This is a genomic window from Serratia proteamaculans (genome assembly GCF_004684015.1).
In the GTDB taxonomy this organism is placed as follows: Bacteria; Pseudomonadota; Gammaproteobacteria; order Enterobacterales; family Enterobacteriaceae; genus Serratia; species Serratia proteamaculans_F.
Map to the genome: position 1 here is coordinate 199316 of NZ_SRIA01000016.1, position 21394 is coordinate 220709.

Genomic DNA, 21394 nt, shown 5'->3' on the forward strand with positions numbered 1-21394 from the left:
CTGATGAAACAGATCAAATACGCCGCTCTGGCGGCGGCAGTGACGTTGGGCCTGACGGTAATGGGTCAGGCACAGGCGGCGGTTCCCAAAGACATGTTGGTGATTGGCAAGGCGGCCGATCCGCAAACCTTGGATCCGGCGGTGACCATAGATAACAACGACTGGACGGTGACCTATCCGGCTTACCAGCGGTTGGTGCAGTACAAGACCGAAGGTGGCAAGGGTTCGACGCAGGTGGAAGGCGAACTGGCCGAGAGCTGGACGGCTTCCGACGATCAACTGGTGTGGACCTTTAAACTCAAACCCGGCAACAAATTTGATGATGGTTCTGACGTCAATGCCGAGGCGGTGAAGTGGTCGTTCGAACGCCTGATGAAGATTGGTCAGGGGCCTTCCGAAGCCTTCCCGAAAGATTTGCAGGTGACGGCGGTAGATCCGTTGACGGTGCGTTTTACCCTGAAAACCCCATTTGCGCCGTTCCTGTACACCCTGGCCAACGACGGGGCCGGTATCGTTAACCCGGCCATCGCCAAGGCCAATCCGGCTGATGAAGGTAAAGCCTGGCTGGCGAACCACAGCGCCGGTTCCGGCCCATACAAATTGGATCGTTGGCAAAAAGGCCAGCAACTGGTGCTGGTGCCGAATCCGCATTACAGCGGCGCCAAACCGGCATTTAAGCGCGTAACGGTGAAAATCATCGGGGAAAGCGCGACCCGACGCCTGCAACTGACCCGCGGCGACCTGGATATTGCCGAATCCTTGCCGATCGACCAACTGACGGCACTGAAGAGCGAAAACAAGGTAGCGGTCAATGAGTACCCATCGCTACGGGTGACCTATCTGTATCTCAACAACGGCAAAGCGCCGCTGAATCAGGTTGATCTGCGCCGCGCCATTTCTTACGCAGTGGATTACCAGGGCATGGTGAAGGGCATTCTCGGCGGTAACGGCAAACAGATGCGTGGCCCGATCCCGGAAGGCATGTGGGGATACGACGCCAATGCGCAGCAATACAGCCAGAATGCGGACAAGGCCAAGGCCGCACTGGCAGCGGTGAAGGACAAACCGGCTTCGCTCAATTTCCTGTATTCGGTCAGCGACCCCAACTGGGAAGCGATAGCACTCTCGGTACAGGCCAGCCTGGCGACGGTGGGCATCAACGTCAAACTGGAGAAACTGGCTAATGCCACCATGCGTGACCGTATTGGCCAGGGTAACTACGACATCGCCATCGGCAACTGGAGCCCGGACTTTGCCGACCCCTACATGTTCATGAACTACTGGTTCGAATCCGACAAGAAAGGGCTGCCGGGCAACCGTTCGTTCTACAGCGATCCGCAGGTGGATGCGCTGCTGAAGAAAGCGGTATCGGTGTCCGATCAGCAGGTGCGTACTGGCGATTACCAGGCGGCGCAGAAAATCGTCATCGACCAGGCGGCCTATGTTTATCTGTTCCAGAAAAACTACCAGGTGGCGATGAACAAAGAGGTGAAGGGCTTTGTATATAACCCGATGCTGGAGCAGGTGTTCAACGTTGGGCAGATGAGCAAGTAATCTTCTTCGGGCAGCCTTTTGGCTGCCCCTGCACCATGGGAAATCGCTATGAACGTTTGGAGCCTTATCCGTCAGCGTTGCTGGGGGTTGGTGCTGGTGATGTTCGGAGTGTGCGTTATCACCTTTACCATTTCTCACCTGATCCCCGGCGATCCGGCGCGGTTGTTGGCCGGTGACCGCGCCAGCGAAGAAATTGTCCAGCATATTCGCCAGCAACTGGGGCTGGATCAGCCGTTATATGTGCAATTTAGCCGCTACGTGCTGGATCTGCTGCATGGCGATCTGGGAACTTCCATTCGCACCGGGCGACCGGTACTGGAAGATCTGCGTGCCTTCTTTCCCGCCACGCTGGAGCTGGCTTTTTGCGCCTTGCTGCTGGCAATAGCGCTGGGTGTGCCGCTTGGCGTGGTGTCGGCGGTTTATCGCAATAAATGGCCCGATCACCTGGTGCGGTTACTGTCGGTAACCGGTATCTCCACCCCGGCGTTTTGGCTGGGGCTGGGAGTGATTATTCTGTTTTACGGCCAACTCAATCTATTACCCGGTGGCGGCAGGCTGGACGACTGGCTGGATCCACCGACCCATATCACCGGTTTCTACCTGCTCGATTCCCTGCTGACCGGCAACGGCGAAGCCTTCTGGAACAGCCTGCAGCACCTGATCTTACCGGCGCTGACCCTGGCGTTTGTTCATCTCGGGGTGGTGGCGCGGCAAATCCGATCGGCGATGCTGGAGCAGCTGGGGGAAGACTATATCCGTACTGCGCGCGCCAACGGCCTTTCGCACTGGCGCGTGGTGCTCGGCCATGCATTACCTAATGCCCTGATCCCGTCGGTAACGGTGTTGGGGTTGGCGCTGGGGGATTTGCTGTATGGCGCGGTACTGACAGAAACGGTATTCGCCTGGCCGGGCATGGGGGCCTATGTGGTGGACTCCATTCAGGCGCTGGACTTCCCGGCGGTGATGGGGTTTGCGGTGGTGGTCTCCTTCGCCTATGTGATGGTTAACTTGATCGTCGATCTGCTTTATCTGTGGATCGACCCGCGAATGGGGCGCGAGGGATAATGACAATGACTCAAATCGAACAACCGCCGGCGGCGCAACCGACCTTGCGCTTTGTCAGCCTACGCCGTGCCTGGTACCGGGTGCGGCGTAGTCCGCTGACGTTGCTGGGTGCCGCTATCATGATTGTCGTGCTGTTCCTGATGCTGTTCTCGCCGTGGCTGGTCCCGCACAACCCGGATGCCATTGACCTTACCGCACGCCTGCTGCCGCCTTCGGCAGAACACTGGTTCGGTACCGATGAGGTAGGCCGTGATTTGTTCAGTCGGGTACTGGTCGGCAGCCGTCAGTCGGTGGCCGCCGGGCTGGCGGTGGTGGTGCTGGCAGGGGGCATTGGCTCGCTGCTGGGCTGTTTCTCCGGTGTGATGGGCGGCACGGTGGATGCGCTGATTATGCGCTGCATGGACATTATGCTGTCGGTGCCTTCTCTGGTGCTGACCATGGCGCTGGCGGCGGCGCTCGGGCCCAGCCTGTTCAATGCCATGTTGGCTATCGCGGTGGTGCGCATTCCGTTTTATGTGCGGCTGGCGCGAGGCCAAACCTTGACGCTGCGCCACCAGGCCTACATGCAGGCAGCGCGTACCTTTGGCGCTTCCCGCTGGCATCTGATCGGTTGGCATGTGCTGCGTAACGTGATGCCACCGTTGGTGGTGCAGGCGTCGCTGGATATTGGCACCGCGATCCTGATGGCGGCCACGCTGGGCTTTATCGGTCTGGGCGCCCAGCAGCCGACCGCCGAGTGGGGGGCGATGGTGGCCAACGGCCGTAACTATGTACTCGACCAGTGGTGGTATTCGGCCTTTCCCGGTACGGCGATCCTGATCACCGCCACCGGCTTTAACCTGTTCGGCGACGGTCTGCGCGACCTGCTGGATCCTAAAACCCGGGGGCGCTGATGAGTGAAGCTACCGTTTTATCTATTGAAGAGCTGCAACTGGAATTCCCGGTCTACGGCGGCAGCGTCAAGGCCCTTAACCGGGTTTCGCTGCAGGTGAAGGCCGGTGAGATTGTCGGTGTGGTGGGTGAGTCCGGTTCCGGCAAGTCGGTGACAGCGATGATGACCCTGCGGCTGCTGGCGGAGGACGGCTACAGCGTGACCGGCGGTGCGTTGCAGATGCTGGGCACCGACGTCCTCAATGCCAGTGAGCGGCAAATGCGTCAATTGCGTGGTGCGCGGGTATCGATGATTTTCCAGGAGCCAATGAGCGCACTGAATCCGACGCGCAAGATTGGTCGCCAGATGTGTGAAGTGATCCGTCTGCATCAGCGGCTCTCGGCTCGGGCGGCGCGTGACAAGGCTGCCCAACTGCTGCGGGAGATGCAAATTGCCGATGCGGAGCGAGTGATGGAGCGTTATCCGTTCGAGCTGTCAGGTGGCATGCGCCAGCGGGTGTTGATCGCCATGGCGTTTTCCTGCGAGCCGGAGCTGATTATCGCCGATGAACCGACCACCGCGCTGGACGTTACGGTACAGCGCCAGGTGCTGAGATTGTTGCAACAAAAAGCCCGCGCCAGCGGCACGGCGGTGCTGTTTATCACCCATGATATGGCGGTGGTCTCGCAGCTTTGCGACCGGGTGTATGTGATGTATGCCGGGCACGTGATTGAAAGCGGTACGACAGAGCGGGTGATCGAACACCCAAGCCACCCGTATTCCATAGGCCTGTTGCTGGCGGCACCGGAACGCGCTGCGCCGCGCAGCCGACTTCGGGCCATTCCCGGCACGGTGCCTAATCTGAGTGCGCTGCCGCCGGGCTGCGCCTTCAGCAACCGTTGCAGCCACGCCGACGGCCAGTGCCGACAAACACCGCCGTTAATGCCCTTAGCCGCAGACCCAGCCCAGCGGGTGGCCTGCTGGCATCCGCAGTCTATTGATTTGGAGGTGCGAAATGAACCTTGAAGCGCTGCTGGAACTGCGCGACGTGCGGCTACGCTTTCCTGCCAGCTATAATTGGCGTGGCAAGCCGCGTGAATACGTCCATGCGCTCAACGGGTTGGATCTCAATATCATGCGCGGGGAAACCCTGGGTATCGTTGGCGAATCCGGCTGCGGCAAGAGTACGCTGGCACAGTTGCTGATGGGCTTGTTGAAACCGAGTAGCGGTGAGTTGCTACGGGCGCGCAACGATGGATCCTGGTTTGGCAGCGGTATGCAGATGGTGTTTCAGGATCCTCAGTCGTCGCTCGACCCCCGCCTGCCGGTGTGGCGCATTATCACCGAGCCGGTGTATGTGCAGCAGCGTAGTAGCGTGGCTGAGCGGCGGGCACTGGCGACGGAACTGGCGCAACAGGTCGGGCTGCGGCCGGAGGCGATTGACCGCTTGCCACACGAGTTTTCCGGTGGGCAGCGGCAGCGCATCTCGATTGCACGCGCGCTATCTTCACAACCGGATATCATCGTGCTCGATGAACCCACCTCGGCGCTGGATATCTCGGTACAGGCGCAAATCCTCAACCTGCTGGTGGAACTGCAGCGCCAGCGCAACCTGACTTACGTACTGATCTCACATAATGTTTCTGTGGTTCAGCACATGAGCGATCGGGTGGCGGTGATGTATCTGGGGCAAATTGTGGAACTGGGGCCGACCGCGCAGGTCCTGCGCCAGCCGCAGCACCCTTATACCCGATTGCTGCTGGACTCGGTGCCTCGCGCAGGTCGCTCATTGACCGACAGCACTATTGAGGATCGCAAGGGTGAGCTGCCGGGCAACCGACAGTTACCGCAGGGCTGCTTTTTTCGAGAGCGTTGCCCTTATGCCGGAGAAGGCTGCCAACTGCCGCAAAACTTACGGGTCAATCTGGGGGGAACCGCGGTGCGTTGCCATAAGGTGGCCTAGTGGTAGTTATTTCTGGCCCGGCGGTTGAGTTCAACTGCCGGTCAGCGGTATTTACGGCAGTGGCCAGTCGGTCGGTGTATTACTGACTACTTCGACATACATATCCCAGGCGTGTGACCAGAACTGCGTAAAACCTTCCTGGCTGAAACTGATGCCCATCAGGCCCATGACGAACCAGCAGGTGGTGAACAGCCCCAGGCTGCTGAACATAAATGCCATACCGTTGCGGCTGGTCTTACGGCAAACGACGTTTAGCTGGCTGGACATAAACATCATAACGGCGCTCAGTAACTCCCAGCGCATCATGATAAAACCTGTGGCAATGGCACTCATCGAACATGGTCCTTGGAAAAAGCCGCAACCGGCGGGGGCGGTGCGGGCAAGAATGAATTAATGTGATCTGCGTCACATTGTAGCACTGGCATAAATCATGGCTCAATCCCTGACCGGCAGAAAAATCGGCATTTGGTAACATTCCAACATGCTGAAACATTTATGCCATTTCATTAGCAACCTTTTAATGGGGCGCCTTTACCAATAACGCTATGCTTGCCGACTTTTCACGACCCTGATTTATCTTGGGAAATTGTGACGTCAGACAGGTAACTCGCCACGCATGGCCCTATTAAAAGATAAAATTCGTGACCATTCCGCCGAGGAAATGCTGTTTATTCGCCGTGCCGGCGTGGCAATGGTGCTGGTTGTCGCCTGTTTTGGCGTACTGGTCGCCAACCTGTATCGATTGCAGGTCAAACAGCATGGGTTCTACCAAACTCGCTCCAATCAGAACGACATTAAAATGGTGCCGATTGCTCCGAGTCGGGGGCTGATCTTCGACCGCAACGGCATCCCGTTGGTGCGTAATATTACGCTTTACCAAATCCAAATCATCCCAAGCAAAATCGACAACATGGCCGCGCTGCTGCAACAGCTGACGCCGATTGTCGATCTGACCCCCGAAGACATCACCGCCTTTCGCGATGATATGCACCATAACGGTCGCTACAAGCCGGTGACGCTGAAAAGCGGGCTGACCGAGACGGAGGTGGCGCGCTTTGCGGTTAACCAGTACCGCTTTGATGGGGTAACCATCGATACCTACCAGCAACGTGAATATCCGTACGGTGCCGAGTTGGCCCATGTGGTGGGTTATGTATCGAAAATCAATGACAGCGATTTGAAGCGACTGGATAAAGCCGGTCTTAGCGAGAACTATGCCGCCGACCACAATATCGGCAAGCAGGGCATCGAAGCCTATTATGAGTCCGAACTGCACGGCACCACCGGCTATCAGGAAGTGGAGGTGGACAACCACGGTCGGGTAATCCGTCTGCTGAAGGAGCAACCGCCGCAGGCGGGCAAGAATATCTATCTGACGCTCGACCTGTCGCTGCAGCAATATATCGAGTCGGTGTTGAAGGGGCAAAGAGCAGCCGTGGTGGTCGAGGACCCGCGTGACGGCGGTATTCTGGCGATGGTCTCCAGCCCCAGTTACGATCCCAATCCTTTCGTGAAGGGCATCAGTTATCCGGCTTATAAAGCTCTGTTGGCCAACCCCGATTTGCCGCTGATAAACCGCGTAACCCAGGGGCTGTATCCACCGGCCTCTACCGTGAAGCCCTACATGGCGACTTCTGCTCTGTTTGCCGGGGTGATCACGCCCAATACCACCTTCTTTGGCGCACCGACCTGGACGTTGCCGGGGACTCAGCGCCGCTACCGCGACTGGCTGAAAAGTGGCCATGGGATGCTGAATGTGACCAAGGCGATTGAAGAGTCTGCCGACACCTTCTTCTATCAGGTGGCGTATGAAATGGGCATTGACCGCATTCATAGCTGGCTGAGCAAGTTTGGTTACGGTCAGGCTACCGGGATTGATCTTAACGAAGAATATCGCGGTGTCTTGCCAAGCCGCGAATGGAAGCAGCGGGTGCATAAAAAAACCTGGTATCAGGGGGACACTATCTCGGTGGGCATCGGCCAGGGATATTGGGTCGCCACGCCAATCCAGATGGTGAAGGCACTCACTACGCTTATCAATAACGGCAAGGTGAAAACTCCGCATTTGCTGTATTCCCTGCGTCAGGGTCGCCAGGTGGACCTCTACCAACCACCGAAGCAGGCCGCACAGATTGGTGATGCCAAATCGCCGTATTGGGGCATTGTGCGCAACGGTATGTATGGCATGGCCAACCTGCCAAACGGGACCGGCTACAAGCTGTTCCACACCGCGCCGTACCAAATTGCCGCCAAGTCCGGGACTTCGCAGGTGTTTGGGTTGAAAGAAAATCAGACTTATAACGCCAAAATGATCCCGGTACGCTTGCGTGACCACATTTTCTATACGCTGTTTGCCCCTTATAAAAATCCACGGGTGGCGATGGCGCTTATTTTGGAAAACGGCGGTGGTGACGGTGTGGTGGCAGGGCCAACGGCGCGGGCGATCCTCGATCATATTTTTGACCCGGCCAACGCCCCGCAGCCTGACAAGGGGCAAGAAGTTAAACCGGAGCTAAACGACAGCGCGGATGTGCAACAGTAAACGCGTTTGTTTTTACTTTCTTACAAACTGCAATCTTCTAAAGATTTTCGTCAGGGTAGACTGAAATCATTACATAACTTTAATAAAAACGCAGGGTTAACAGTGGCGCCATTAATAAAAAAAAGCGGTAAAAATTATTCAACCCTTCGCTTTGGCTGGATCTGCGCCGGGATACTGGTTTGCTTTTTCCTGCTGGCGTTTCGGGTGGGCTATTTACAGCTGTTGGAGCATCAACAGCTGACCGACCAGGCGGATCAGCGTTCGATCCGCACCCAGGTGTTGCCAACCAACCGGGGAATGATCACCGACCGCAATGGTGAAGCGCTGGCCGTGAGCGTGTCGTCACGCGATATCGTGCTGGATCCCAAACATATTCTCGACACCCATACCGATATCACCAATGAACGTTGGCAGAGCCTGGCCAACGTGCTGAAAATGCCGCTGACCGAGGTGCAAAAACAGATCCAGACCAATGCCCATAAGCGTTTTGTCTATCTGGCCCGCAAGGTTGAAGATGATAATGCCAGCTATATCAGCAAGCTGCATTTGACTGGCGTCAGCACCGAGCAGGACTTCAGCCGCTTTTACCCGATGAGTCAGGATGCCGCCGGACTGATCGGTATTGTCGGCCAGGATAACCAGGGGCTTGAAGGCATTGAACTGGGCTTTAACCACCTGCTGCAAGGCAAGAACGGGCTGCGCGTCTACCAGAAAGATGGCAGCGGGGCGGTGATTGGTGTGATTAAAAACGTCGATCCTGTGCCTCCGCCGAACGTCACTTTGAGCATCGACAAATTTATCCAGTACGTGCTGTATGCGCAGATCCGCGATGGCGTAGTCGCTAACCAGGCAGATTCCGGTTGTGCGGTGCTGGTGAAGGTGAATACTGGCGAGGTGCTGGGCATGGCCAGCTATCCGTCGTTTAACCCAAACAACTATGCGGATACGCCCTCAAAGGATATTCGCAACGTATGCAGCAGCGACAGTTTCGAGCCAGGTTCGACGGTGAAACCCGTGGTGGTGATGGTCGGGTTGGAGCACCACTTAATCAGGCCGGATACCGTGCTGGATACCACGCCTTACCGGGTCAATGGTCATTTAATCAAGGACGTGGGCCACTGGTCGAAACTGACTATTACCGGAGTACTGCAAAAATCCAGTGACATCGCCGTTTCGCACATCGCGTTGGCACTGCCTGCCACCGTGTTGCCGGCCGTTTACAAAAGCTTTGGTCTGGGGCTGCCGACCGACCTGGGCATCGGTAACGAAAGTAGCGGCTATTTGCCACAACACCGTGAGCGCTGGGCGGATATCGAACGGGCGACCTTCTCCTTCGGTTATGGCCTGCGGGTTACGCCGCTACAGATGGCGCGTGAATATGCCACCATCGGTTCCTACGGCGTTTATCGGCCATTGTCGATAACCAAAGTCACACCACCGGTAATGGGGCAACGGATCCTGCCGGAAGATACAGTAAAAACCGTAGTGCATATGATGGAAAGCGATGCCTTACCGGGCGGCAGCGGGCTAAGCGCTGCCGTGCCGGGCTACCGGCTGGCGATTAAAACCGGTACCGCAGAAAAGATGGGGCCTAATGGCAAATACGACGGTGGTTACATCAACTATACCGCCGGTGTCGCCCCGGCCAGCGATCCGCAGGTAGCGCTGGTAGTGATGGTTAATAACCCGAAAGCCGGCAAACACTTCGGCGGCTCGGTGGCCGGCCCGGTGTTTGGCAAAATTATGGCTCAGGTGCTGGAACATATGAACATCCTTCCTGATGCTCAGCCGTTGAACGTGGTGTCTCAGGTTAAGGGGTAGCAGTCTGCCCCCTCTGCTGAGGGGGCGTCAGATCAGAAGTAGTAGCCAATGTTCAGGTTAGTGCGGAAATACCATTTATTGCTGCCGGAGGACTGGGTGCTGGTCCAGCCGGTGGCATTTTCAGCGCCGCCCCAGGGGTTGGCATTTTGCGCCCAGGTCAGATCAACCCAAAGCATGACCGGCAGGGCAAAGACCTGTACCCCAAGGGTATTCATTTTCGAGTCAGAACCGCCGTCCTTATCCTTCCACAACACACTGTAGTCGTTATAAAAACGCAGCTTTTTCACCGGCCCCCAGGGCACTTCGACATCACGCGCCAGATTAATGGACGCCGTAGTGGCCTGCGCCGGGATTAAATAAGCTGGGGTCAGGCCGTTACCGCCCATTAGAATCACCGAATTGTTTGCGCCCTCAGGCCCCTTGGCGTCATAAGAATAACGAATAACCTGCGTCGACAGATGCCATGGATCGTAGTTCACCAAAGCATGCAGGCCCGTCGCCCAGTAAGTGCCATTATCCCCGGTGTCATGATTATAGAGCCGGGAGACTGCCAGCGAGCCGCCGAGTTCGTTGTTCCAGTCGCCCTGATGGAATTCACGCGCCAGGCGCAGGTTCACCTGGTCGCGCTTCTCGTTGGCCTGTAAATGTTGCGAACCGTAGTTGGTATTTTTCAGATCGTCGAAATTGCCTACTTCCGGCGCGTAGCGCACATCTGCCGGCATCATGCGGGGGAAATAGGCGGCATCCAGCGCCCAGCCATTATCATGGAATTGGTATTTGGCACCTAACCCGTTATTGACCCCGAAACCGAGATAAAACGGGATGCCATAGGACCAGCCGAACTGGGGATAAGGCTGCAAACCAAAGGGTTTGAAAGGTGCGCCCAGCTGCAGGTCAGAGTTCCCGCTCAGGTGATAGCCGACATAGGCACGGTCGATGGCGTATTTTCGGTGATCCTGAAACCAAAAGCCGGAATCAAAGAAAGCGTCATTATAGTTGCCACTGGCATCGATGCGGAAGGTATCAAAACGTAGGTGGGGCGGGTTGCGGTAATTACTGCTGCCCCAGTCTTCATAACGATAATTGGCACGCAATGCACCACCGATATCAATGTTTTTATTATTGTCCTCACTTTGCCAATGCAGATGAGGGAATGCCGAATTGCTCTTTTTTACCTCAGGTTTTGTGACGGACTTATCATTGGCGGATGTGGGCGTATTCGCGTAACTCATTGGTGATAATAGTAAAGTTATGATTATGGCTCTGCGCATGACTTTCCCCTGATGACACCTGATGTTTAAAAAGGCGAGCGAATTCCGCCATAAATAATGGAAGTGCTCGTTGAGTTTTATATATGAGACAAGTTTTAGTTAAGTGTTTATTATTTTAAGTTTGATAAAGTTTCAAATATGAAACTCTGTTTCACGTTTTATTTGAAAACTATAATCCTGAAGTTTTGTAAGTCAAGAAATAAAAAACAGCCGGGTAAGAACAGCAGTGACATCCGTTGTGGCGTTGTTGAAAAGTGCAGGGGAGCGGTGGTAATGCCAGGGTTACTATTATAAGTGATGGGTATTTTATTGGGGTGAAAATAGGTTGATAATATTAAGTCTTATCATGAGGGGAATAATAAAGTGGGGTAAATTTCAGATCAGCTATTTTTTAATAGGCAATAACCGATCTGAGACTGATATTTTTTACTGCTGGGATCAGCGACTGGTCTGGTGACCGATAATGCCGCCCAACGCTGCGCCGCCCAAGGTGCCCAGCGTGCTGCCGTCGGTCAATACTGCACCACCCAGGGCACCGACACCTGCACCGATCGCGGTGTTGCGATCGCGGTGAGACATATTCCCACATGCAGTTACGGAAAGGGTAGCGATAACAACCACCATCACACCTGCGGCACGTTTAAAGTTCATAAGAGTTTCCTGGTAAATTGCCTAATTAACGGACAAATAAAGCACGGGTTAATCGGCCGGTAAAAGTTGAGATGAATGTATTCCTGCGCAGGAAATTAGAATAGGTAAATATTCTTAATTTTGTTCGGTCAGATTTTATTTCGCGCTTGCCATGCTCTGGGTTGGCGATAAAACAGACAGTTTGTCTGCCTGACCAACCAAGATGAGCGACCTATCGCGGGTATACCGTTACCGCTACGTCGGTTAGTCGCTCTCACCAGTTGCCAACCCAGTGCACAACGGCAGACTCTTCTGGAAAACAATGGACTGAGCGGGAGATAACTAACAGGTTGTTGGCAGACAGAAGGTATCGGGTAATTTGAACTTTCACCACTGACGTCAACGATGAAATAATCTCCTTACAGGGAGCTGACAAACCAAATAAGCCCACACACCACCAACCAAAATAATCCGCTAATGATGAATACCCCATGCCAGGCATAACGCTCCATCCACTGAATGGTAGTTCTTTTTAATTTATCCGGTGACGACGACAAACTCTTGCTAACGGTCAGTGACGTCAACTTTTTGATGGATCCGGATTTTTGCTTGAGTGAACGGTTGTAACGGCTAACTGTTTGTATTTCATTGATATTGATGGGTGAGGCTTTTGTTAGTGAAGCACCCAGACGTTTATTTGATTTTAATTTCACCTGTCTCTCCCTGAAACAAATATGTAACAATATAGCGTTCTGCCTTTGTTTTTATTAATGCTTATCGGGATAACGATAAGTCATGTCTATTATTTTTGCATATTCAGCTTGCCATGAACTACTTCATTCTTGCTGTTTATTTATGATAATTGCGAGCTGGAAAGAGTAATTCGAGATATTTATATTATAAACAACAGGATGTGGCGCTCGGTTTCGATTGAAACAAAAATAATTTCTGAGTAAATAAATATTTTTATTCTATTAGTTGGCTCAATGCTTGTTTGAAAATTGATATCTGACCGCTATCAAACAGAGGGGCGTTCGCCAGTCTGCAGAAGGGGTTGTGTGAGCGCGGCAGGGAGACTGCCAGGAGCACGGGAAGAGAGCATTTTTTTGTATTGTGGTAATGCAACTGTGTAAGTTACATTAGCGAAGTTGGTTGTGATCTGCATCACATATTGAAACCAGCAAAAAAATAACCTTAGGATATACAAGGGAAAAGCCTCGGATTCGGAAGAGGGTTCTCTGTTTAAAACCAGGAAACGACGATGTTAGAAATGATTGAGAGTTTGGCAACCGTGGTGATCCTGGTGCCGGTAATGATAGCCGTATTGCTCGGTTCGATTTATGGCCTGGGTGAGCTGTGTAATCTTTTCTCTGCCATTGGCCGAAAAAAAGACTGAATTTAATTGTCGGGGGGCGCAATGCCCCCCGATGCACATCTTGAACCTGCAACGGCGTCACATCATCATTGCCATGACCTGTTTGAACATGCTGCTGTCGGGATTGGCCAGTTCGTTGACCAGAGTGAAATGGTTGCAGTGCCGGTCTTCCAGCAGCGTGACATTAAGCCCTTTTTCACGGCAGGCGGCGTAATAAGCCAGCGTCTGGTTTTTAAAGCCCTGGGTTTCTTTGGCACCTACGTCGAGCAGGATCTGCGGTGCATTGGCTTTTTCCGGCAGCATAAACAGCGGGCTGAGCGTTGTCGCCTGTTCTGGCGTCAGACGCATCCAGCCATTCACGTAGATATCACACAGCGGGCGAATATCGTACAAGCCACTGAGCGCCAGCGCCCCTTTAATCACATTGACCGGCAACTGATACAGATGCTGCCAGTCATCGGCAATCAACATTCCGCTCAGGTGGCCACCGGCTGAGCTGCCACTGACAAAAATACGCTCGGGATCGATGCCATATTGAGCGGCATGATGGTAAAGCCAGGCTATCGCGCTGCGCACTTCGCGGACGATCTCCGCCAGTGTGGCTTCTGGCTGCAGGGTATACTCCAGCGTGGCCACCGCTACGCCATGGCGGGTGAAGCTGGCGGCCATAGCGCAGGCTTCTTCCTTGCGTTGGGAGTGCCAATATCCACCGTGAATAAAGACCAACAGTGGCGCAGGCTGGTTGGCGGCCGGGAACAGATCCAGGCGTTCGGCAACGCCCATGCCATAGTGGATGTCATAAATCCCCGGCGTTTTGGCTTTGGCCTGGCTGGCCAGCGCCGAGTATTGCGCCATACAGGCGTCAAAATCTTCAACCGAATCGCGGGCATTGTATTGCACCGCGCGTACTGACAGGTCATCAAACAGCAGGTCGATTTTCATTTTTCCTCCTTGAGTAGTTCCTCATCATCTGCCTGAAGTGGTTTTGATGTTTGCTGCTAAATGCGGGTCACTATCGCCATGATATGGCGTCAGATGCATTGATAAACTGCATCTGCTGCGTCTTCCGCCAGGTTATTGGCTGGCATAGGCTACTGACAGGTTCTTTCAGGAGTCAGTAAATATGAAGCTTAGCGCCGAACAAACCACCGTCAGAGCGGATCCGCGCTGGATCCTCATTAGTCTTTCCTTGTCGATGCTGGTTTCATCACTGGGTGCCAGTATCACCAACATTGGTTTGCCCACGCTGGCGCAGACATTTAACACCTCGTTTCAGGCGGTACAGTGGGTGGTCATTGTCTATCTGCTGGCCATTACCAGCTCCGTTATCGCCTCGGGCTATTTGGGGGACAGGGTCGGCCGCCGTCGCTTACTGTTGGTGGGGATTGCGCTATTTTCCGTCGCGTCTGGTGGGTGTGCCATTGCTCCGGGGATCTGGTCGTTGTTAGCGGCGCGGGTTGCCCAGGGGGTGGGGGCGGCAGTGATGATGTCGATGACCATGGCGTTGGTGGGTGAGAGCATCGGCAAAGAGAACACCGGCCGCGCCATGGGGCTGCTTGGCAGCATGTCGGCCATTGGCACGGCGCTTGGTCCTTCGCTGGGCGGCGCTTTGATTTTTGCTTTTGGCTGGAGGGCGATGTTTTTGGTTAACCTTCCGCTGAGCCTGCTGGCCTTTATGCTGGCATACCGTTTTCTGCCACGGGTTCAACTATCTGTGCAACAGGGTCGCGCTCGCTTTGATCTGCCCGGCGGTTTGCTGCTCGGTTTTACTCTGGCCTGCTATGCCTTGTCGATGACGCTGGGACAGGGAGAGTTCGGTGTCATTAATTTGCTGTTATTGCTGTGCGCTGCGTTAGGCATTGCTCTGTTTGTGCGTAGAGAAAAGCGCACGACATCGCCCTTGATACAACTGGCGCTGTTCCGCCAACCAGGGCTGAGCGCCGGGTTAATGATGAGCGCGTTAGTGATGACGGTGATGATGACGTCGCTGGTAGTGGGGCCGTTTTACCTGACGCGCGGCTTGGGGTTGACGGTGGGACAGGCCGGGCTGGCAATGTCGGCTGGGCCGCTGGTCGCCGCTTTGCTTGGCGTACCTGCCGGTCGCTGGGTGGATCGGTTGGGAGCGCACAAGATAGCCGCAGTGGGCCTGGTGGTGATGACTCTTGGTGCCGGCACACTGTCGATGATGTCGTTGAGGCAGGGGGCCTTCGGCTATGTGGCGCCTGTTTGCTTTATTACTTTGGGTTATGCGCTGTTTCAGGTTGCCAATAATACCGCGCTGATGAAACATGCGCCGCCAGAGCAGCGTGGCGTGATTTCCGGCATGATCAACCTCTCGCGTAATCTGGGCCTGATAACCGGTGCTTCTGCCATGGGTGCCTTGTTTATGTTGGCGGCCAATAGCGGTGATATCAAGTTGGCGACGGCGGACGCGGTGTTAACCGGTATGCGTGTGACTTATCTGGCTGCCGCCGTGCTGGCGGCGATGGCGCTGCTGATAACCATCAGGAGTCATGACACCGTTAAACCGGATGCTGATTACAGCCGCTAGCAAATGAATGGCTGGGGAAAAATCATTATCTCGGGCAGCCAATCCGTTCCTTAACGCCTCAGTCTTACAGCCGGTTAAGGAACGGATTATTATTTACGGCTTACTGAATAACGGTGAACTTACAGTTCTCAGGGGCGGTCTTCTCGCAAACGCTATTAATCATTCCGAAAGCGCCTTCCTCTTCTTTCCATGCATCACCCTCGGTCTGAATAGTGAAATCTTTTTCATTCTTTGCAATGAAACGCATATCCAGAACGCCACGGTTTCCAAGGCTATAGGCGCAATATTGGAGTTTGAGTGGTGCAGAGGCTTCTTCTTTTATAGCCAGTGCCATGTCAAACGATTTTACTGGCGTTTTATCATCGACAACGCCTTGCACCACGCCTTGCCACTCACCATTCTCTCCATCTGCGCGGTAAACCCCACTGCCAATCTCTTCAATGTTTTTCAATTGAGGGCAGTTTTCCATCGCCTGAGAGGCAACGGAGAAGCTCATAAGCGATGCGGTAATAGTGAAAGCGATTAATTTTCTCACGATAAATATTCCTTATTTATATTGAGTTTGAATGGTGCATTAAAAATATATTCACCGCAACTATTAATTTCCCTTTAAATATATTGCTACGACGTTCTAATTATTGCTTATCTCTAGGGTGTTAATCATGGCGCTATATTATATTTTTATTTTTTACAGACGTGTGAAATATTAGCGTGTTAAGGCGCGAGCGGTGATTGCCCCGCTCGCCAATACTGCGCAACCCTTCAGGGCACGTAAATGATCTCAAAGCTGGAGGTTTTATCGTTGTAGGGCGTCATGCCGCCATCGACGTAAAAAACCTGCAGGTCATAATGATAAATCAGCTTTTTATCCGGGTTGAGGATCAGATCCAATGCAGAGACTTTGACCGTGACGTCATGGTTGGGGTGATCTTTATTCAATTCGACGGTTTGGTTATCGATATTCACCAAAATGCGTTTGATCGGTCGTGGCCCAGAGGGATCGTAAGCTCCACTGTCGCTTCTGAATTCAATGGTTTTGTAGATGTCGACCGGTGCCGTCTGTTTGATAAAGTCACGTACCTTACTCTGATATTTGGCATCCAGCGCCAGTACCACCGGTAGGTTATCCGGGTTAAAACCGATAAACTGCACCGCCAGATAGCCTTTCAGCAACAGGTTTTGCGGTGAGCGATCGAATAGCGCGTCCCAGATCAGCGCGAACTGCTGGGCGGGCAGCGTGAATGAATCGACAATGCCGCTTTGCAGGTTGATCAGCGCATTTTTCTCCTCGGTTTTACCTTCGGGCAATGCCAACTGCAACACCAATGAGTCTGCATTGGCGAAGGGCGCCAGCCGGGCGTCCTGCTGCATTTGTGAAAACTGTGCCGTGGCATCGGCAATGCGGCCCTGGTTCACCTTGGGCGACAGGAAGTAGTCAAAGGTCACTTTGATCTCCCCCAGCGAGGTAGCGTGCTCGCCGGCGGAGAAGGATATCGACAGCATCGGCTTGCCATCGGTATCCGTACCCAGCAGGAAGGTATCCGGCAGGTAATAAAGGTAATTCTTGCGCACATAGTCCTGATAGTAGTTATACCAGAGTTGCTGATACTGCAATGGCGTGAGGATCAGCTGCAGGCGCGGCGGTGGCGGCACAATACCCTGATAGATATACGGATAATAGTTTTCGGCAAAGTAGAAAACTTTAGGGTCGGTGACGGTGTTGGTGAGGCCGTGCTCGGTTTTGACTGCCACCACCAGCGTGGTTTGCGCATCGTAATCCGACAAGGCCTGCAGCAAGGCGTCGCGTTGCTCCAGCTTGTACAGATCCAGCTGTGCCTGATAGCGATTTTCCTGTGGTGTCAGCAGGACCTGGTCAAAAATCATCTCTTCGACGCTGCCAAAGCGGGTGTAACTCAGCACCACATAGGGAATTTGCGGGATGCTGTGATTCAGGGCAAAGTCCAGTTGCATGCGCCAACTGCTGCCGTCGGTGCTGGTGGCGATCTGGTAGCGGGTTTCCCCTGAAACGATTTCGGTGCAGACCTCGGCGGTCAGGTCGTCTTCCCGCATTGGCGCTGCCGCCCGGTAGCGCAGCTTTTTACCCTCAACGTCAGGAAACTGCTCACGGGCATTGAGCAGAATAATTTGGTTCAGTGCCACCAGGTCATTGAGAAAGGTATTCATGGTTATCCTCAGTGCATTCAGTTTGGGCCAGAGATCTGAATTGGTTCAGGCAGGACGAGGTCCAGAGAAAGTGCCCGTCGTGCCGGCGGTAGAGCGGGCTTTCCAACCGGCCGCCGGGCCACTGCCAGTGGGCCAATGCATCAATCAGCGGCGTGAGTTGCGGGATCCCCGCCTGCCTGGCGTACTCCAGGGCAATGCGCCATTCGTTGGGGTGAGCGTAATAGGGCGTTAGCGAACTGAGCCGATCGTAACGGTTGTCACTCCATAGCACCGCCTGATTCAGCATCTGAATAATGCGTCGGCAAGCCGGTAACACGGCGTCGCTGCCGCTCACCAGGGCGTGGAGCAGGATCAGCGCGTTGGTGTTCACGCAGCAATCTAACTGGCGGATGTCATTGTCATCTTTCATCCAGGTGTGAAAACTTTGGCACTCCGCCCATTGGTGCTGATCGGCGGCCTGACGCGGATCGACCCGGCGTAGCTGATAGCCGTTCATGTGCGAAATCGTCTCCCCGACCTGTGTCAGTGAAATGCGACCAAACTTGTACAGCAATTCGGTGATAATCGCGGTGTCGTCAATGTCGGCGCAGATACTCTGGTTCGCCATCCATGGCGGATGGGCAGTGGGCGGCCAAAAGCTGAAATGGCACGGGCGGGTTTCACAGGCGATTAAAAAATCGAGCGCCTTCTCGATATAAGGCTCGGTCTGCGGGGTGTGATCCAGAGTGCGTAGCACCTGCGCGGTCACAAAGGCGTTTTCATCCTGATGCCAGCGTCCGTCCGGGGTTCTGACATGGGCGATAAAGGCACCGCTGGCGCATTGTTGTTCAAGCAACGTCGGTAAATGGGATAGGACAGTACTGACGACGGGAGGCACCCAATTTTGTGACTGCACTTCGAAGTGGGTATTTTGCGGGCTGAAAGTACTGCTGATGGCATGACGCCCCTGGGTATCGACAGAAAACCCCACCACGTTGAACTGCAGGGGAACCTGCGCGGTCATGACAGATTGCAACAAGGGCATGGCTTGTTGGCTTTGGGTCAACAAGGCTTGCAGCGCAGGGAACACTCGCGGGTTTCCACCAAAGAAACTGGCCGCCATGGTGAACAGCGTGAAGCTTTCCAGTTCGCCACCGGGGCCGTAGACCAGGCTAAAACCATAGGTGGTGGGTGGAAAACCTTCGCGACACAGGGTTTGTTGCCGGGCGCGTTCCAGCAGCGGTGCCAATGCCGGAAATAGCCGTTCACAGTCAAAAAAGGCCATGACTGCCGCAATATCAGCTTCAGTGATTAGCGCACTGTGCCACTGAAAGTAATATTCTCGCGGCGAGTCGATCTGTTGTGGGTAATAACCGACCATCAGCAGTGACAAACCGGCCTGTTGGCAGGCAGCGGCCGGGTAATCAGACCAGACGAGCTCCACCGCACTGTCGGGTGGGACCTCGGAGTAGATCTTGGTTTTAACCGTCTCCGGGCTATATTTGCGTCCCAGCCAGGAGCCAAACCGCAGGGGGTGGGCCGCCTGGCGCTGCATCTGGCTGACACTGGCCAAACAGGCCTCTACATTGTCCTGTGCGGGTGAATCTGTGATCTGTTGATAGTGCCGATAAAAAGCCTCGAGCCCACGATTTTCAGCATAGCGTGGCAAAAAAGGGTCCAGCGTACAGGAAAGGGCCTGCGGTTTTGACGACGAGACGGTGAACTCCAGTGGACAGCCGTTATACCCCAGCAGGCTGGTGTTAAAGGCCGCAGACAAGCAGCCTGAAGCCTGGCGCACCTGGCTAAAGCGGGCGATTTCGGGCTCCAGTGAGCGGTGTAAATAGGGCGCCTCCTGACACAAGGCGCTTACCAGGGCGTTCCATGCCGCTGGTAATACCGTATTGCGTTCGGCCATCGTCAATGACCTATGCCACGGCCGGAATAACAATGGCCGGCGGATTCTCGCTGCCATCACGCGTGACGCTGTCACCACCGACCAGCAGGTAAGTGATTTTGTAGTCGACCGCCCAGGGCTTCTCGGTCAGGCAGCGATACTTAAAGGTCTGCTCCTCGGTTTTATCCGGATTAAACTGGTACTTCTTGGTTTTGCGACTTTGTTTGTCGTCCAGGTACGTCAGTTCGACGATCACCTGATTGTAATTCTCCCAAGAGAATTTCCGGTCGAGGAAGATGGAGATCTCGTTGAAGGTCAGCACCGCTCCAGGATCCAAATTCAGCAGGGTCGAAGCTGAAGTCGACGGCTGCTTGTAGCTGGTGCTACCTTCCCAGCCGGTGGTGGCGGCAGACTTGAAGGCATATTCGCTGTTGATCACAAACAGCTCATTTCTGTCAGGGCTGCGCGAAATGGTCTTGCTCCATTTACCGTCGTCGGTGACAAACGGCTCGGCGGTATAAACCTGTTTGTTATATTCGATTTTGAAGGTTGCGGCCTTAATGCCGTATTCGGCAAAACCGTCCGGCCCCAGAACGGTAAAGTCGATTTTCTGGAAGAAGGGATCGTTAACGTTAACTTCAATAAAGTAAGGTGGCTCTTTTTTGGCGCGCAGAATGTCGCTGCCGATAAAGTTTTGCGGCACCGCCGACTGGCTGAGGGCTTTTGATGAGGTGTAGTTGAAGTTCAGGGTTTTGGTTTCTTCGATGCGTACCAGTTTTATTTCCAGTGAGGCGCTGGGGAACAGCCCGCCTTTGCCGCCTTCTTCGCCGTCTTCTTTGCCGCTGGCGAGCAGAGATTCCAGGATGGAGTCGCTGGCCGATTTGGCCTGGGTATTGCTGTCATCATTGGGTTTGAGCGACGCGGTGAAGAAGCTTTTCAGGATCTCCTCTTTGACAAACTGCAGCGCCCATTCTTTCTCTTTGGCTTCCTCCTCACTTGGCATGCTCTCGGTGACCTTGATGATCAACTTCTGATCCTGCTGCAGTTTTTTTATCACGCTGTCAAAGCCCAACCAAAAACTGGCCGGGGTTTCCACCGGGATCGGGATATTGGCGCCAAATTTAACATCGAACTCTTTGTAGATGCTTTCAAATTTGGCTTCCACCTCGACCTTTAAAGCCGGGGTGATGCCGGTAAAGCTGAGGTTATAGGCCACGGCCGCCGGTGCCTGCGCTTTGTTAAAGGCCGCTTCCAGGATCACCGCCTGCTGCGGCGTCAGTTTGGCGCTGAAGATGGCACTATTGTTGCCAAACAGGCTGGGGCACTGCGCGCTGATCAACTCACCGTTGGCATTGCTGCCGACATCGAGCACGAAGAAATTTACCGTGCCTTTGTCATAGGGCACCTGGGCCTTGCGGGCGGTCTTCGGATCAACTTTGAGTTTACGCAAGTACTCGTTAAATGCGGCGTCCAGCTCGTTGGCATCGATCGAGGTATTGACCTCGAAGTTGATGTAACCCCCTTGCTGACCGCTGCCGTCACCGATGTATTTGATCAATGAAAAAACCGGTCTCCCGTCTTTTTCTGCGATATGGATATCACCGGGCAAATACCAGAACTGCTTGTCATCGGAGTCGTCGGCAAAGAAGGTGATGTTGTTGATCGTGGCAGTTCTTGCTCTGAGTAATAACATG

General features: G+C 54.2%; 18 protein-coding genes. 9 read left to right on the forward strand and 9 right to left on the reverse strand.

The window, feature by feature from the left end; all coding sequences use genetic code 11:
* The first annotated feature begins 3 nt into the window (after positions 1-3).
* The 5 genes from E5C26_RS11965 to E5C26_RS11985 are packed head-to-tail and all read left to right on the forward strand — an operon-like array spanning position 4 to position 5453.
* Entirely contained in the window at positions 4-1554 is a 1551-nt protein-coding gene (locus E5C26_RS11965) for an ABC transporter substrate-binding protein (protein WP_135316499.1), read from the forward strand.
* 48 nt (positions 1555-1602) lie between these two features.
* Positions 1603-2619, forward strand: a complete 1017-nt coding sequence (locus E5C26_RS11970; protein WP_135316500.1) for an ABC transporter permease — start codon at positions 1603-1605, stop codon at positions 2617-2619.
* 5 nt (positions 2620-2624) lie between these two features.
* Positions 2625-3512 (forward strand): D,D-dipeptide ABC transporter permease, encoded by an 888-nt coding sequence (ddpC, locus tag E5C26_RS11975; RefSeq protein ID WP_135316501.1) that lies wholly within the window; start codon positions 2625-2627, stop codon positions 3510-3512.
* A complete protein-coding gene (locus tag E5C26_RS11980) occupies positions 3512-4516 on the forward strand; it encodes an ABC transporter ATP-binding protein (RefSeq protein ID WP_135316502.1) in 1005 nt (334 codons plus the stop codon). The genes ddpC and E5C26_RS11980 overlap by 1 nt, the downstream gene beginning before the upstream one ends.
* Positions 4506-5453, forward strand: coding sequence for an oligopeptide/dipeptide ABC transporter ATP-binding protein (locus tag E5C26_RS11985; protein WP_135316503.1), 948 nt, complete (start codon positions 4506-4508; stop codon positions 5451-5453). The genes E5C26_RS11980 and E5C26_RS11985 overlap by 11 nt, the downstream gene beginning before the upstream one ends.
* 51 nt (positions 5454-5504) lie before the next feature.
* Here E5C26_RS11985 and E5C26_RS11990 read toward each other — a convergent pair whose 3' ends face one another.
* Positions 5505-5786, reverse strand: coding sequence for a YjcB family protein (locus tag E5C26_RS11990; RefSeq protein ID WP_012145083.1), 282 nt, complete (start codon positions 5784-5786; stop codon positions 5505-5507).
* 283 nt (positions 5787-6069) lie between these two features.
* On the opposite strand from E5C26_RS11990, the gene mrdA reads away from it, so the two are divergent.
* Both mrdA and E5C26_RS12000 read left to right on the forward strand, forming a co-directional pair.
* Positions 6070-7995: a penicillin-binding protein 2 gene (mrdA, locus tag E5C26_RS11995; protein WP_167796645.1), complete on the forward strand. Its 1926-nt coding sequence runs from the start codon at positions 6070-6072 to the stop codon at positions 7993-7995.
* Between the two features lie 102 nt (positions 7996-8097).
* On the forward strand, positions 8098-9816 hold the full coding sequence (locus tag E5C26_RS12000) for a penicillin-binding transpeptidase domain-containing protein (protein ID WP_135316504.1): 1719 nt from the start codon (positions 8098-8100) through the stop codon (positions 9814-9816).
* A gap of 32 nt (positions 9817-9848) precedes the next feature.
* Here E5C26_RS12000 and E5C26_RS12005 read toward each other — a convergent pair whose 3' ends face one another.
* The 3 genes from E5C26_RS12005 to E5C26_RS12015 all read right to left on the reverse strand — a co-directional run bounded on the left by E5C26_RS12005 (position 9849) and on the right by E5C26_RS12015 (position 12430).
* The gene (locus tag E5C26_RS12005; RefSeq protein ID WP_135316505.1) at positions 9849-11087 is read right to left on the reverse strand and encodes a hypothetical protein; all 1239 of its coding nucleotides are present in this window, start codon (positions 11085-11087) and stop codon (positions 9849-9851) included.
* 438 nt (positions 11088-11525) lie between these two features.
* Positions 11526-11738: an osmotically-inducible lipoprotein OsmB gene (gene osmB, locus E5C26_RS12010; protein WP_135316506.1), complete on the reverse strand. Its 213-nt coding sequence runs from the start codon at positions 11736-11738 to the stop codon at positions 11526-11528.
* Between the two features lie 398 nt (positions 11739-12136).
* Positions 12137-12430, reverse strand: coding sequence for a hypothetical protein (locus tag E5C26_RS12015; RefSeq protein WP_135316507.1), 294 nt, complete (start codon positions 12428-12430; stop codon positions 12137-12139).
* A gap of 548 nt (positions 12431-12978) precedes the next feature.
* Here E5C26_RS12015 and E5C26_RS12020 point away from each other — a divergent pair.
* Entirely contained in the window at positions 12979-13113 is a 135-nt protein-coding gene (locus E5C26_RS12020) for an AcrZ family multidrug efflux pump-associated protein (protein WP_017892788.1), read from the forward strand.
* Between the two features lie 57 nt (positions 13114-13170).
* Here the strand turns inward: E5C26_RS12020 and E5C26_RS12025 are convergent, their stop codons facing one another.
* Positions 13171-14034: an alpha/beta hydrolase gene (locus E5C26_RS12025; protein WP_135316508.1), complete on the reverse strand. Its 864-nt coding sequence runs from the start codon at positions 14032-14034 to the stop codon at positions 13171-13173.
* Positions 14035-14215: 181 nt separating this feature from the next.
* Here E5C26_RS12025 and E5C26_RS12030 point away from each other — a divergent pair, with 181 nt between their 5' ends.
* Positions 14216-15643, forward strand: coding sequence for an MFS transporter (locus tag E5C26_RS12030; RefSeq protein WP_135316509.1), 1428 nt, complete (start codon positions 14216-14218; stop codon positions 15641-15643).
* Between the two features lie 100 nt (positions 15644-15743).
* On the opposite strand, the gene E5C26_RS12035 is transcribed toward E5C26_RS12030, so the two are convergent.
* The 4 genes from E5C26_RS12035 to E5C26_RS12050 form a co-directional block, all read right to left on the reverse strand.
* A complete protein-coding gene (locus E5C26_RS12035; RefSeq protein ID WP_206194265.1) occupies positions 15744-16178 on the reverse strand; it encodes a DUF3757 domain-containing protein in 435 nt (144 codons plus the stop codon).
* Between the two features lie 227 nt (positions 16179-16405).
* Positions 16406-17827, reverse strand: coding sequence for a hypothetical protein (locus E5C26_RS12040; RefSeq protein ID WP_135316510.1), 1422 nt, complete (start codon positions 17825-17827; stop codon positions 16406-16408).
* Positions 17808-19721, reverse strand: coding sequence for a hypothetical protein (locus E5C26_RS12045; RefSeq protein ID WP_135316511.1), 1914 nt, complete (start codon positions 19719-19721; stop codon positions 17808-17810). Before E5C26_RS12045 ends, E5C26_RS12040 begins: the two co-directional genes overlap by 20 nt.
* Before the next feature lie 10 nt (positions 19722-19731).
* Positions 19732-21393: a hypothetical protein gene (locus E5C26_RS12050; protein ID WP_135316512.1), complete on the reverse strand. Its 1662-nt coding sequence runs from the start codon at positions 21391-21393 to the stop codon at positions 19732-19734.
* Position 21394 lies beyond the last annotated feature (1 nt).